At 72.3% G+C, this 13,358-nt stretch carries 11 protein-coding genes; 4 read left to right on the forward strand and 7 right to left on the reverse strand.

Going from position 1 to position 13,358, the window contains the following annotated elements; all coding sequences use genetic code 11:
- Positions 1 to 65 precede the first annotated feature (65 nt).
- The 3 genes from ACFQUZ_RS26615 to ACFQUZ_RS26625 form a co-directional block, all read right to left on the reverse strand.
- Positions 66 to 1,544 (reverse strand): glutamate--cysteine ligase, encoded by a 1,479-nt coding sequence (locus ACFQUZ_RS26615; RefSeq protein ID WP_377446929.1) that lies wholly within the window; start codon positions 1,542 to 1,544, stop codon positions 66 to 68.
- 137 nt (positions 1,545 to 1,681) lie between these two features.
- Positions 1,682 to 1,963, reverse strand: coding sequence for an alpha/beta fold hydrolase (locus ACFQUZ_RS26620; protein WP_377446931.1), 282 nt, complete (start codon positions 1,961 to 1,963; stop codon positions 1,682 to 1,684).
- Between the two features lie 39 nt (positions 1,964 to 2,002).
- A complete protein-coding gene (locus tag ACFQUZ_RS26625) occupies positions 2,003 to 2,560 on the reverse strand; it encodes a hypothetical protein (protein WP_377447050.1) in 558 nt (185 codons plus the stop codon).
- A gap of 149 nt (positions 2,561 to 2,709) precedes the next feature.
- On the opposite strand from ACFQUZ_RS26625, the gene ACFQUZ_RS26630 reads away from it, so the two are divergent.
- From ACFQUZ_RS26630 to ACFQUZ_RS26645, 4 genes are all read left to right on the forward strand, one after another.
- Positions 2,710 to 3,831, forward strand: coding sequence for a Vms1/Ankzf1 family peptidyl-tRNA hydrolase (locus ACFQUZ_RS26630; protein WP_377446938.1), 1,122 nt, complete (start codon positions 2,710 to 2,712; stop codon positions 3,829 to 3,831).
- Positions 3,824 to 5,554, forward strand: a complete 1,731-nt coding sequence (locus ACFQUZ_RS26635) for a thiamine pyrophosphate-binding protein (protein ID WP_377446941.1) — start codon at positions 3,824 to 3,826, stop codon at positions 5,552 to 5,554. Before ACFQUZ_RS26630 ends, ACFQUZ_RS26635 begins: the two co-directional genes overlap by 8 nt.
- A 142-nt stretch (positions 5,555 to 5,696) precedes the next feature.
- Positions 5,697 to 7,103, forward strand: coding sequence for a hypothetical protein (locus ACFQUZ_RS26640; RefSeq protein WP_377447051.1), 1,407 nt, complete (start codon positions 5,697 to 5,699; stop codon positions 7,101 to 7,103).
- A 263-nt stretch (positions 7,104 to 7,366) separates the two neighbouring features.
- Positions 7,367 to 8,503, forward strand: coding sequence for a SigB/SigF/SigG family RNA polymerase sigma factor (locus ACFQUZ_RS26645; RefSeq protein ID WP_377446944.1), 1,137 nt, complete (start codon positions 7,367 to 7,369; stop codon positions 8,501 to 8,503).
- Positions 8,504 to 8,510: 7 nt separating this feature from the next.
- Here ACFQUZ_RS26645 and ctaD read toward each other — a convergent pair whose 3' ends face one another.
- The 4 genes from ctaD to ACFQUZ_RS26665 all read right to left on the reverse strand — a co-directional run bounded on the left by ctaD (position 8,511) and on the right by ACFQUZ_RS26665 (position 13,350).
- Positions 8,511 to 10,490 (reverse strand): cytochrome c oxidase subunit I, encoded by a 1,980-nt coding sequence (gene ctaD, locus ACFQUZ_RS26650; RefSeq protein ID WP_377446946.1) that lies wholly within the window; start codon positions 10,488 to 10,490, stop codon positions 8,511 to 8,513.
- Positions 10,491 to 10,614: 124 nt separating this feature from the next.
- A complete protein-coding gene (locus ACFQUZ_RS26655; protein WP_377446949.1) occupies positions 10,615 to 11,088 on the reverse strand; it encodes a DUF4383 domain-containing protein in 474 nt (157 codons plus the stop codon).
- 59 nt (positions 11,089 to 11,147) lie between these two features.
- Entirely contained in the window at positions 11,148 to 12,326 is a 1,179-nt protein-coding gene (locus tag ACFQUZ_RS26660; RefSeq protein ID WP_377446952.1) for a glycosyltransferase, read from the reverse strand.
- Positions 12,327 to 12,360: 34 nt separating this feature from the next.
- On the reverse strand, positions 12,361 to 13,350 hold the full coding sequence (locus ACFQUZ_RS26665; protein ID WP_377447053.1) for a glucosyl-3-phosphoglycerate synthase: 990 nt from the start codon (positions 13,348 to 13,350) through the stop codon (positions 12,361 to 12,363).
- Positions 13,351 to 13,358 lie beyond the last annotated feature (8 nt).

Here is a 13,358-nt window from a genome sequence, read left to right on the forward strand (position 1 = left end):
CCGCCAGATCCGGTACACACCGGAATCCCAAACGTCCATGGACACCGCAGTAGCCGGCGCAGCGCTCAGTCCACCGGCCACTCGTGCACCGGACGGTTGCTGTGCATCAGCGGGATGTACCGCTGGACCACCTCGGCGAGCGCCGCCGGCCGGTCCTGGTTGTCGCGCTCCTCCAGGCTGTGCAGCGTCTCCACCTGCCAGGTCGCACCATTGCGTCCGGTCAGGCAGCGTTGCTCGATGATGCTGAGCAGCCGGTCCCGCTCCGCCGGGTCGACGCCCCACCGGTCCAGGCCCTCGTGCGCGAGTGGCAGCAGCCGCCGCAACACCAGTTCGCTGACCGGGAGGTAGCCGAGGCCGGGCCAGAACACCTGGGCGGCGAGTCCGTGCTGGGCGCAGGCGTGGAAGTTCTCCTCGGCGGCGCTGAACGACATCTGCGACCACAACGGCCGGTCCGCCTCGGCGAGGGCCCGCGCCGCGCCGAAGTAGAAGGCGCCGTTGGCGATGGTGTCCAGCACCGTCGGTCCGGCTGGCAGCACCCGGTTCTCCACCCGCAGGTGTGGCCGGCCGTGCACCACGTCGTACACCGGTCGGTTCCACCGGTAGACGGTGCCGTTGTGCAGCCGCAGTTCCGCCAGGCTGGGAATGTCGCCCCGGGCCAGGGTGTCCGCGGGGTCCTCCTCGTCACACACCGGTAGCAGCGCCGGGAAATACCGCACGTTCTCCTCGAACAGGTCGAAGACCGAGGTGATCCACCGCTCCCCGAACCAGACCCGCGGGCGTACCCCCTGGGCCTTGATCTCCTCGGAGCGGGTGTCGGTGGCCTGCTCGAACAGCGGGATTCGGGTCTCCCGCCACAGCTCCCGGCCGAACAGGAAGGGCGCGTTGGCGCCGAGCGCGACCTGCGCGGCGGCCAGGCACTGGGCGGCGTTCCAGTACGCCGCGAACTGGGCCGGGCTGACCTGGAGGTGGAACTGGGTGCTGGTGCAGGCGGCCTCCGGGGTGATGGTGTCGGCGGTGGTCGCGAGTCGTTCCACCCCGCTGATCTTGATAGCGAGGTCCTCGCCGCGAGCCGCGAAGATCTGTTCGTTCAGCAGCGCGTACCGGGGGTTGGCCGACAGCGCCTCGGCGGTCAGGTGGTTCGGTCGCAGGGTGGGCAGGATGCCGATCATGACCATGTGCGCGCCGATGTCCTGCGCCTTCTCCTCGGCGGCGTTGAGGCTTGCCCGGACGTGCTTCTCGAAATCGGCGGTCCCGGTCCCGGTGAGCCGGCGCGGTGCCACGTTGATCTCGACGTTGAACTGGCCCAGTTCGGTTTGGAACGCTGGATCGGCGATGGCCGCGAGCACGTCGGCGTTGCGCATCGCCGGCATCGCCGCCGCGTCCACGAGGTTCAGTTCGATCTCCAGCCCGGTCATCGGCCGGTCCGTGTCGAACCGCGCCTCGCGCAGCATCTCCGCGAAGACGTCCAGGCAGCGGCGGACCTTCTGCCGGTATGCCGCTCGATCCGCTCGGCTGAACTGGCGCGCGCCGATCTCCTCGCCCATGGGTCACCGTCCTGCCACTCGGGGTATCCAACCTCGCACGACCGCACCCGCCGCGGAAGGGCCGACACTCCGCCGACACTGCGCCGACACGAATGAGGGTCGATGCGTACCGTTGCGATACCCGATTTGACCGGCGGCTACGCCGCGAGATCGTCAATCGACGAGAAACGCGGCGAGCGCGGCGGCCACCTGTTCCGGTGCCTCCTCGGCCATGTGGTGCCCGCAGTCGAAGGTGACCTCGCGGACGTGGGACAGATGACCGTGTGGTCCTCGGCCAGCAGCGGCGCGACCCGGTGCCAGGTGGCGTGGGTGCGCGGATGGCCGTGCAGCAGGACGACGGCGGGGCCCCGGCCGCCGTGCCGGACCCGGAGCCGCACCTGGCCGACGTCGACGTGGTCGAGCGCGAAGCCGTCGAACATGATCGACCTGCTGCCCGGGGAGACGACCGGGCAAACCCGTCAGCCGCGCAGCATCGCCCAGCCAATGACGGCCGCGAGCAGGACCGCCCCGAGCGTCGCCTGCAACACCAGCGCCGGTCCCAGGTGCGACCACAGCGTGGGGGTACGCGGGGTGAGCAGCTGGCCGGTGGTCAGGTTGACGATCCGCTCCACCTTGGGCGGCAGCTCCGGGTCGCGTTGCCGGCGCACGGTGACCTGGACGTGGTCGTGCGGTTCCAGGGCGGTCTGCGGCAGGTGGCCGTGGATTTCCAGCTCCCGCACGTGGCCGTCGGTGGCGCGTACCCGCAGTGGGGTGACCAGGAACTCGGGGCCCTTGCGCAGCTCCTTGAACCGGCGCCGGCCGCCGCGCCCCGACCCGGCCTGGAGCACCGTCGTGATCAGCAGGCCGATCAACCGCGCCACCCCGGCGGCGGTCAGCACGGCGACCAGGATCGGCTGCCGTACCCGGATCTCTCGCGGGTAGCCCTCCAGCAACCGCACCACGTGTCCGGTGACGGGGGGCAGCGCGCGGGGGGCGGTGAGCGGTTCCGGATAGCGGGTGCTGGGCATCTTCACCACCGAAAGTCCCGATTGGTTCACGCATTGTATCCATGGGTGCCGGTGACCGGCGTGAGTGAGTGGTGTTCACGCTGCCCGGACTGCCTCCGCCCCAGGTGACATCCGGGGTGGCGCGGGTATGCGAGGGCCGAGCCGTCAGGGGGTCGACCATGCAACTGTCCTTTCTGCGCCCGCTCTACGCCCGTCCCGGACCGTGGGCCTCGGTCTACCTGGATGCCTCCCGGGACACCGAGGACGCGGCTCCGGCTCTTGACCTTCGCTGGCGAGCGCTGCGCGAGGAACTCGACCACCAGGGCGCCGAACCCCGCACCCTGGACGCCCTCGACGCGGTGATCCGCCAGCACACGCCGCGGATCGGCGACTACGGACTGGCCGCCTTCGCCACCGACGGCCAGGTGGTGCTTACCGACTACCTGACCGCCCCGCCCCGGCGTGACCTCGCCGCCCACGGCCCCCTGCCGCACACGATGCCGTTGGTGGCGCAGAAGGGCGAGCGGGTCCCGTGGGTCCGGGTGGTGGTCGGGTTGACGGGCGCCGACGTGGACGGCGTGAGCGCCGGGGAGGTGGCCCGCCGGGCCCACGTCCACGGTGCCGAGCGGTATCCGATCCACCGGGCCCAGCCGGGCGGTTGGTCCCAGTCGCGCTACCAGCGCGAGGCGATGACCTCCTGGAAGCGCAACGCCGGGGACGGCGCGGCGGCCACCGCAGACCTGGCCGAACGACTCGGCGCCGAGGTCGTCGTGGTGGCCGGCGAGCCGAGGGCCCGGCAACTGCTCGCCGCCCAACTGCCCCGCTGGTGGCAGGACCGGGTGGTGCAGATCGACGCCGGCTCACCCGCGTGGGGCGCCAAGACGGAGGCACTTGACGACATGACGGCCCAGGCCGTGGCCGAGGCGGCCGCCGAGCGGGTGGCCCGGGCGCGGGACCGGTTCGGGATGCAGGAGGACGTGGGAGGGGGACTGGACGCCGTGGTGGAGGCGCTGCAGCGCGGCCAGGTGGACACCATGCTGATCGTGGACGACCCGTCCTCGACCGATCAGCTCTGGGTCGGTCCGGAAGCCACCGACATCGCCACCCGACCCGACGGGCTCGCCGGCCTGGCGGCCCGACCCCAGCGGGTACGCGCCGACGCCGCGCTGATCCGGGCACTGGCCGGCACCGACGCGGACGTGACGGTCCTCGGTCGGGACGAGGCTCCGGACCTGCCCGACGGTGTCGGCGCCGTGCTGCGGTTCGTCGACGCCGGGACGCCGGGGCGGGGCCGTGGCTGACGGGGGCGCCGCCACCGTCGCCGACCTGGTCGTCGACCGGCTCCGGGCCTGGCGGGTGCCGCGGGTCTTCGGCTATCCCGGGGACGGCGTGGCCGGCATCGTGGCGGCCCTGGCCAGCACGGGCGGGGATCCGGGATTCGTCCGCGCCCGGCACGAGGACGCGGCCGCCTTCATGGCCACCGGGCACGCCAAATACACCGGCGGGGTGGGAGTGTGCCTGGCCAGCCACGGACCCGGCGCGGTGCGGCTGCTGCCCGGGCTGTACGACGCCAAGCTGGACAGCCAACCGGTGGTCGCGATCGTCGGCGAACCGGCTACCGCCCCGCTGGGCAGCGCCTACCGGCAGGGCATCGAAGCGGCCCGGTTGTTCGCCGATTCGTGTGGCCAGTTCGTCCGGGTGGCGGGGACCGCCGAAGAGGTGCCGATCCTGGTGGACCGGGCCTTCCGGGTGGCGACGGCCACCCGTAGCCCGACCTGCGTGGTCGTCTCCGACGCGTTGCAGGCGGCGGTGGTGGCCGATCTCTTCCCAGCCGACAGTGGTTCGGTGACGATGGCGCCCGGCCTCCCGCCGGCCCGGGTGGTGCCACACGACGCGGATCTGAGCGCGGCGGCTCAGGTGATCAGCGCCGGTCAGCGGGTGGCGATCCTGGTCGGGCAGGGTGCCGCCGGCGCCGGAGACGAGATCGTGGCGCTCGCCGACCGGGTGGGTGCCGGGGTCACCGCGTCGCTGCTCGGCAAGCCGGTGCTCGACGAGCGGCTGCCGTTCCACACCGGCGTGATGGGACACGTCGGTGGTACCGCCAGCGCCCAGTTGATGGCGGGCTGTGACACCCTTGTCATGGTCGGCACCAACGACCCGTGGGTCGACTTCTATCCGCTGCCCGGTCAGGCAAACGCGGTGCAGATCGACATCGACGGGCGCAAGATTGCCTCGCGCTATCCGGTGACCGTGCCGCTGGTCGGGGACGCGGCCGAAACGTTGCGTGCTCTGCTGCCCCTGGTGCCGCCACGGCAGAACCGGCACTGGCGCGACATGGTGGAGATCTCCGTGGACCGGTGGCGCCAGGAGGCCATCGCTCGGGCCGCGGAGCCGGGCGACCCGGTCAACCCGCGTCGGGTGCTGCACGAACTCTCGACGCGACTGCCGCGCCGCGGGTCGGTGGCCGTCGACATCGGATCGGTCACCTACTGGTACGCCAGGCACCTGCAACTGCCGCCGGACGTGCCCGTCCAGCTCTGCGGCACCCTCGGCTCGATGGGCTGCGCCCTGCCGTACGCGCTCGCGGCGAAGCTCGCCGCCCCGGACCGGCCGGCGCTCGCCCTCACCGGCGATGCCGCGATGCAGATGGACGGCCTGGCGGAGTTGGTGACCGTGGCCGACCGGTGGACCGACTGGTCGGACCCGCGTTTCGTGGTGCTGGTGCTCAACAACCGGGACCAGGCGGGTCGGGGCGCCGCACCGTCCGACATGTCCCGACGGCCCGACGTGCCGTACGCGGGGTGGGCCCGACTGCTCGGCCTGCACGGGGTACGGGTCGATCGGCCCGAGCTGATCGGTGCGGCCTGGGACGAGGCACTGGCCTGCGACCGGCCCACCCTCATCGAGGCGGTGGTCGACGCGGCCGTCCCGCTCCAGCCGCCGGAACTGCCGTTCGGTGACCGGCACCGCGCCGGCGTGCTGGTGGGCGGCACGCGGCAGCCCGAGCCGGTGACCCGGAGGTAGCGGTCCGCTGCTCTACGCGCGTTCGAACGGGATCACCACTGCCTTTGCGGCACATCAGGGTCGGCACCGCCCGTTTGAAGCCGAGCCGGACGGGAAGCCGGGCGCGAGCGGCGAATCGACGAGGGGTGGACCCGTGCGGGAGATGCAGGAATCGCTTGTCAGCGCCGGTGTCAGCGGACCGGGTCCGGACCTTGTCGTCGCCGCTGACAGCACCGCCCGTACCCTGCTCGCCGCCGCGTCCCGGGCCTTGCGCGGCGCGGACTGCGCCGACCTCGACCACCATCCGGTGTTGACCCGGTTCTGGGGCGCTCCCGAGGCGGTGCGCCGTCCCGCGGTGGTCCGGGCCGGTGCTCGCGCCGCCCTCCCGGCCGGATACGCGGGCGAGGTCGACGCCGAACTGGTGGCCCGGTGGGTGGTCGACCACTATCCGCCGCGCCGGTATCCGGGACTGGTGGTCGGCTCGGCGCACGGCGCCGCCGTACACCTGGCGGTGGCGCTCGGGGTGCCGTGGCTGCCGGCCGGCTTCGAGATGTCGGTGGGCTGGCCGGAGGGGGCGGTCGAGGACGCCGCCGGGGCGTTGGCGCATGGTGCGGGCGTGGCCGGCCGGCTGGTCGCGGCCAACCCGGACATCGCGGTCCGGCAGGTGCACGACCCGGCCAGGCGGGGGGTGCTGGCCGGCACCGTCGTCGACCTGATCGTTCGCTGGCGGCGGCTGCCCCGGGCGTACCGCGATTTCCTGCGGACCCGGGTGGTGCCGGGCGCCCCGGTGCTGTTGCTGCGCGACGCCCGCACCTGGCCGGTCCTCGATCCGGGCCGGGGGCACAGCTTCCAGGTGGGTGGGCCGGGCAGCGGGCTGGATCCCGGCGACTTCGACCCGGCCAGCGACGCGCTCGACGCGGTGCTGCGGGGCGCCGGCGGCGACCGGCGCCGGTGGGATCCGCCCGGGCGGGACAGTCCGGTGGGGTACGCCGAGCAGGGGGTCGAGCCGGAGTTCGAGGCCGACGCGCGGGAGGTGTGCGGCACGTCCGGCAGCCCGCTGCACCGGGTGCTGTTCCCACGCCCGGAGGCGTTGAGCGCGGCGGTGGCGGACATCTACCGGAGTTGGCTGCGGTCGGCCGGCAAGACCGGCGACCGGTGCGTGGTGGAGTGCGGCCGGCTGATCGACCCGTGGCAGGTGGTGCGGGCCGGCCTGGTGCCGTACTGGTGCGAGAGTTCCACGGTCCGGGCGGTGACCGGGGCGGAGTGGTGGCTGGCCGGTAGCGCGCCGTTCAGTTCGGTTGACGTCCTTCCCGAACCGCCGGGGCTGGCGTCCCCCGTGGTCGCCGGTCTGCCGCAGTGGCTCGCCGTGGCGTCGTTCGGGCGCAGGCGGCGTGCCGTGGACCGGTTGGCCGCCCGGGGTTACCCCGTCACCGGAGTGCCGACCCGGCGCGCGACGGAGGTGCTGCGCGGTCAGCCCCGCGATCTGCCCGCTCCGCCCCCGCTGGGAGTGCTGGCCGCGCTGTCCGGGTTGCGGGTCGGCGGCACCCCGCACGGCCTGCTGGTCTGCTGAATCGCGGCGTCCACCCGGGCCGCGGTGATGTTGGCCGCTCCCGCGTGGTCAAACGACCCCGAGAAAACCTCGTCTCGTGATTGAGTACCTACGAAGCGGGAACGTGACTGGCTGCGACGAGCCGAGCACGCGAAGTCATCGCATGCTGCCATGGGGCCGTCGACAATCCGTCACACGGTCGCTTTCGGTCCGGTCTGTGGCAGCAGCACGCCAGAGACCGGTTCCGCAGCCTGGTCGGGGGACCTCAGGCGAGGGAGGCGCGGATGTTCGGACAGACCACCACACCGGCACCGACGGAGCGCGGGCTGGAAGATCTGGACGCGGCGGCGCTTGCGTACGCCGCCCGCATCGAGGGGTTGCCCCCCGAGCGGCGGCAGGAGGCGCGGGACGACCTCGTGCGCTTCGCGATGCCGTTCGCGGGTCGGCTGGCCCGGCGGTACCGCGGGCGCGGGGAGCCGTTGGAGGACCTGGAACAGGTCGCCCGGCTCGGCCTGGTCAACGCGGTCGACCGGTACGACCCGGAACGCGGCTCGTTCACCGCGTACGCCGCCATCACCATCGTCGGTGAGATAAAACGGCACTTTCGGGACCGGACCTGGGGGGTGCACGTGCCGCGCCGGTTGCGTGACCTGATCCTCGAGGTCGGTCAGGCCACCGCGGCATTGACAAGCGAACTGTCCCGGGCGCCGACCGTCGCCGAGTTGGCCGAGCGGCTGGAGACGCCGGAGCCGGAGATCCTCGCGGCCCTGGAGTCGGCCGCCGGCTACAGCCCGGCCTCGTTGAACGCGCCGGTGGGCGGGGAGAGTTCCGCCGAGTTCGGCGATCTGGTCGGCGAGTCGGACAACGCCCTGGAATCGGTCGACGACCGGGTGACGGTGAGTGGGCTGCTCGGTCGGCTGCCCTGGCGGGAGCGGCGCATCCTCGCCATGCGGTTCTACGGCAACCAGACGCAGGCCGAGATCGCCGCCCGGTTCGGCATCTCCCAGATGCACGTGTCCCGGCTGCTGTCCCGGGCCCTGACCTGGCTGCGCCAGTCCATGCTGGCGGACGCTCCGGCGCCGTGGCAGACCGGTACCGTCGATGCCGCGCCGCCCCGGATGCGGTTGGTCGTGCACCGTTCGGGCGACCGGGTCATGCTCGAGGTCGGTGGTGACATCGACAAGGAGGGCGCCGACCAACTCCGGCAGGCGCTCACCGACGCGGTCAGCACGGGACATCCCGCCGAGGTGGTGGTCGACCTCGCCCACGTCGCGACCGTCGAACCGGGTGCCGCCGCCGCGCTTGTCGCCGGCCGCGAGGCGGCGTTGCGGGCCGGTATCCCGCTGCGGCTGGCCCGGCCCGGCCCGGCGGTCCGAGCCTCGCTCGGCGCGGCCGGTCTGGCCGCCAGAGTCCCCGGCTGACGACCGTTCAGGAGGGGCGCTCATCGGTACCCTCCGCCCCCCGGGCCCGCTCACCGCCGAGCGGATCCTCGTGCGGTTCGGTGGTCTCCTCGAAGGACGGCCGGCGCAGTCCCTCCGGGTCTGGCACCTGCACCGGCCGGGCCCCGGAGCGCGGGTCGGGATGGTGCTCGGTCGCCACCGGGGTGCCGTACGCGCCCTCGGTGCTCGGCGACTCCGGCTGACGCTTCTCCCGGTGCAACTCCTCGCTGAGGTGCTGGGGTGGACGGGTGCTCCGCATCGGCTCGTCCCGGAGCAGGTCGGCGACCATCGGGCCGTACTTGACGTCGAAGGCCGGCCGTTCCGAGCGGATCCGCGGGAGCCGGTCGAAGTTGCGCAGCGGGGGCGGGCACGTGGTGGCCCACTCCAGGCTGTTGCCGAACCCCCAGGGGTCGTTCACGGTGACCGTCTGCCCGAAGCGCCACGACTTCCACACGTTGTAGACGAAGAACAGGGTGGACACGCCGAGGATGAACGATCCCACCGTGGAGACCATGTTGAGCGTGGTGAATCCGTCGCTGGGCAGGTAGTCGGCGTACCTCCGGGGCATGCCCTCGGTGCCCAGCCAGTGCTGCACCAGGAAGGTCGCGTGGAAGCCCACGAACATGGTCCAGAAGTGGGCCTTGCCGAGCCGCTCGTCGAGCAGCCGGCCGGTCATCTTCGGGAACCAGAAGTAGACGCCGGCGAAGACGGCGAACACGATCGTGCCGAACAGCACGTAGTGGAAGTGCGCTACCACGAAGTAGGTGTCGGTGACGTGCCAGTCCACCGGCGGGCTGGCCAGCAGCACCCCGGTGAGGCCACCGAGCAGGAAGGTGACCAGGAAGCCGACGGCGAACAGCATCGGCGTCTCGAAGGTGAGCTGCCCCTTCCACAGGGTGCCGGTCCAGTTGAAGAACTTGACCCCGGTGGGCACCGCGATCAGGTAGCTGAGGAACGAGAAGAACGGCAGCAACACCTGTCCGGTGCCGAACATGTGGTGCGCCCAGACGCTCATCGACAGGACCGTGATCGCGATGGTGGCCGCGACCAGCCCCTTGTAGCCGAATATCGGCTTACGGGCGAACACCGGGATGACCTCGGTGATGATGCCGAAGAACGGCAGCGCGACGATGTAGACCTCGGGGTGACCGAAGAACCAGAACAGGTGTTGCCAGAGCATCGGACCGCTGGTGCTCGGGTCGTAGACGTGGGCACCGAGGAGGCGGTCCGCGGCGAGCGCCAACAGCGCGGCGGCCAGCAGGGGAAAGACCAGCAGCACGAGCACCGAGGTGAGCAGGATGTTCCAGGTGAAGATCGGCATCCGGAACATCGTCATGCCGGGCGCGCGCAGGGTGAGGATGGTGGTGATCATGTTTACCGCACCCAGGATGGTGCCCAGGCCGGAGATCACCAGCCCGATGATCCACATGTTCGCGCCGACGCCGGGGGTGTGTGCGCTGAGGCTGAGCGGGGTGTACGCGGTCCACCCGAAATCGGGCCAGCCGCCGGGGGTGAGCAGACCGGCGACGGCCAGGCCGCCGCCGAGGAGATAGAGCCAGTACGCGAACGAGTTCAGCCGGGGGAACGACACGTCCGGCGCGCCGATCTGCAGCGGCACGATGTAGTTCGCGAAGGCGAACAGGATCGGGGTGGCGAACAGCAGCAGCATGATCGTGCCGTGCATGGTGAACAGCTGGTTGTACTGCTCAGGGGAGAGGAACTGGAGCCCCGCACGGGCCAGCTCGGCCCGCATCAGCAGGGCCATGAAGCCGCCGACCACGAAGAACCCGAAGGCCGTGGTCAGGTAGAGCAACCCGATCTGCTTCGCGTCGGTGGTGCGCAGCAACCGGGTCAGGGCGTTGCCGGGCACCGCCTCGCGGATCGGACCCGGATAGCCGCCGACCTGCGCCGGCGCCAGGATGACCGGCCCGTGGTCCCGTTGCGGCTCGGTGGTCACCCGCTTCGCCATCTGCTCTCACCCCGTCCCGTCGGCACAACGGACGGGCGTGGCTACCCGGTGGTGGGGGGCCGAAACCCGGCAGTTCGGGAATTTCCTCGCTAGGGGAGCGGCACGGACACCGAGTCACGGGGGATCAGCGTCGGGACGATCCGTTCCGGCTGCCGAGGGCGCCCAGCGCCAGCATGCCGCCGCCGGACACCGCGTGCAGCCACCCGTCGGCCCGGCCCAGCGGCATCAGGTTGGCCCCGCTGTCCGGGGCGATCGCCAGGCCGGCCAGCCAGAGCCCCAGGTAGGCGGCCCCGCCGCCGAGGAGATAGATCCGGGCGCCGCGGCCCGTCCGGCCGAGCAGCAGGCCGGCCACCCCGAAACCCAGGTGTACGGCGTTGCGCAGCACCGAAACCTGGAACGCGCCCAGCAGTTCGGCGCCGGATCCCGGTCCGGCGACCGTCATGGCCCCGACGTTGTTCGTCACCCCCGGTAGGAAGCCGAGCAGCCCGAAGACCACGAAGAGGCCCCCGAACCCCATCGCCAGCCGGCTGACCAGTGGCCGCGCGTTCGCCGGGTGCGGCCGGGCCCGGGCTCGGGCCTGGGATCTGCCGGTCACCATCGCGCCCACCTCCGCGCGTCGGCTTCCCGTGCCGCCGTCCGGCAAACGCGGCCCGCCGGTCAGCCGGCGGTGGCCGCGGTCGCCGCCACCGCCGGCTCGGGGACCTGCGCGCCGCGCCGGACGTGTTCGTAGAGCGCCACGTACCTGGCGGCCATGATGGCCGGTGTGAACCGCTGCACCGCCGCCCGCCGGCACTCCGCCTCGTCCAGCAGCTCGGCGGCCACGAGCAGGTCCGCGAGTTCCTCCTCGTCGTCGGTGAGCAGCCCGGTGCGTCCGGTGTCGATCAACTCCGGCAGGCAGCCGCGCGACGTGGCGACCACGGGCGTCCCCAGCGCCAGCGACTCCACCACCGCGGTGCCGCCCGGCTCCTCCCAACGCAGCGGGAACAGGGTCGCCCGGGCCCGGGCCACCAGATCGTCCCGCTCCCGGCCGGCGACCGTGCCGACCCACCGCACCAGGTCGCCGTCCACATGCGGGGCCACCTTGTCGTACCAGAACCGGACGTCCGGATTCTGCCGGGCCTCGTCTCCCGCGGCCGCGAGGTCCGCGGGCCGGTGGTAGGGACCGACCGGGCCGGCCAGGATCAGCGGTACGCCGGCCTGGCGGGCCAGCCGGGCGCCGGTGTCCTGGCCCTTGCCCGGCGTGATGCGGCCGAGGATGACCGCGTAGTCGTCCTTGGCCACCGGGGCCCGCCGGTCGGCTCCCACGGCGAGCGGGGTGGCCAGGTGCACGTGACCCACCGAGTGGTCGCGGAGCGCCCGCGGCGCCCGCGCCAGTTGGGACGCGGACACGCCGTTGACCCGGACCCGGTCACCGCCGTCGATGGTGCCGTACAACTCGGGGTGTTTGGCCAGGTCCCAGTGCAGCGTGTGGAGGGCGGGCACGTCGGTCGGGTGCATCGCGGCGAGGGTCGCCAGGCCGACCGCCTCGACGTGGTCGTGCACCAGGTCGATGTCGTCCCGCCGGCGCAGTGCCCGGATCACCCCGTGCTGGTGCGCCTGGGCCACCCCGGAGACCTGGTTGTAGGGCCGTTGCAGGTTGGCGAACTGACCGTCCGGAAAGACCGAGATCCGCTCCTCGGCCGGCAACGTGCTGGTCCCGACCGAGGCGAGCACCACCCGGACGTCCTGCCGGCGCAGTTCGGGGACCAGGGTGGCGATCACGTTCTCGATCCCGCCGTACCCGGGTGGCGGCACCGCGAGCCACGGTCCGGCGTTCATCAACACGGTCAGGCCCATGGGGCAACCCCTTCGACGGAGAGCCGCGGGCCCATCAGGCGGCCACCTCGCGGTTGCGTTCCCGCATCAGGTCGCGCACCTCGGCCAGCGGGGGACGTTCCTGCACCGCCACGTCGGTGACGATGACCTCGCGGCTGACGTACGGGCGTTCCGGGCTGGCCGCGCCTCGCCGGAACTGGGTGAGCAGCCCGGTGGGCGGCAGCGGGTCGGTCACCCGGCCCTGCCGGTGCAACCGGGACCACGCGGTGTAGAGGATCTGGGCGGACATCCGACCGAGTGCCTCGGTGTCCTGGTGCCGGTGCAGCCGCTCGCCGAGGTCGACCTGGGCCAGGGCGTCCAGCCCCACCAGCTCCAGTAGATCGATGAGCATCGCCGTCTCCACGCCGTACCCGGAGACGAACGGCACCCGCTCCAGCACCGAACGCCGGCCCGCGTACTCGCCGGCCAGCGGCTGGATGAAGCCGGCCAGCTCGGGCCAGAAGAGGTTGAACATCGGCCGCGCCATCAGTTCGGTGACCCGCCCGCCGCCGTCCTGCTCGACGCTGGCGGCCCGGACCAGGGGCCGGTGGTAGAAGCCCTTCACGAAGGCGACCGAAGGGTCGGTGAGCAGCGGGCCGAGCAGGCCGGTGACGAAGTGCGGGCGGAACTCCCGCAGGTCGGCGTCGATGAACGCGACGACGTCACCGCCGGCCGCGGCGAGCCCCGACCAGAGGGCGTCCCCCTTTCCGGTGAGCTGGGGCAGACCCTCGGTCATCCGGTCCTGGCTGACCACCCGGGCGCCGGAGGCGGACGCTACCGCCGCGGTGGCGTCGGTGGACCGGGAGTCCACCACGATCAGCTCGTCGACCAACGGCACCTGATCCACCAGATGGCGCCGGATCGTCGAAACGATCGCCCCGACCGTGTTTTCTTCGTTGCGAGCGGGTATGACCACGCTGACCGCGGCGTCGCCCTTCGCCCGCAGCAATTCCGTCGCCGTCCAGTTGCCGGCGGTGCCGGTCCGGTAGCTCGACCAGGCCTCCACGGTGGGCG

This window comes from Plantactinospora sp. GCM10030261 (assembly GCF_042666615.1).
Taxonomy (GTDB): Bacteria; Actinomycetota; Actinomycetes; order Mycobacteriales; family Micromonosporaceae; genus KBS50.

Coding starts and splice junctions, on each gene's coding strand:
- ACFQUZ_RS26615 (WP_377446929.1), bottom strand. CDS start 1,544: ATGGGCGAGGAGATCGGCGCGCGCCAGTTCAGCCGAGCGGATCGAGCG.
- ACFQUZ_RS26620 (WP_377446931.1), bottom strand. CDS start 1,963: ATGTTCGACGGCTTCGCGCTCGACCACGTCGACGTCGGCCAGGTGCGG.
- ACFQUZ_RS26630 (WP_377446938.1), top strand. CDS start 2,710: ATGCAACTGTCCTTTCTGCGCCCGCTCTACGCCCGTCCCGGACCGTGG.
- ACFQUZ_RS26640 (WP_377447051.1), top strand. CDS start 5,697: ATGCAGGAATCGCTTGTCAGCGCCGGTGTCAGCGGACCGGGTCCGGAC.
- ACFQUZ_RS26645 (WP_377446944.1), top strand. CDS start 7,367: ATGTTCGGACAGACCACCACACCGGCACCGACGGAGCGCGGGCTGGAA.
- ctaD (WP_377446946.1), bottom strand. CDS start 10,490: ATGGCGAAGCGGGTGACCACCGAGCCGCAACGGGACCACGGGCCGGTC.
- ACFQUZ_RS26655 (WP_377446949.1), bottom strand. CDS start 11,088: ATGGTGACCGGCAGATCCCAGGCCCGAGCCCGGGCCCGGCCGCACCCG.
- ACFQUZ_RS26660 (WP_377446952.1), bottom strand. CDS start 12,326: ATGGGCCTGACCGTGTTGATGAACGCCGGACCGTGGCTCGCGGTGCCG.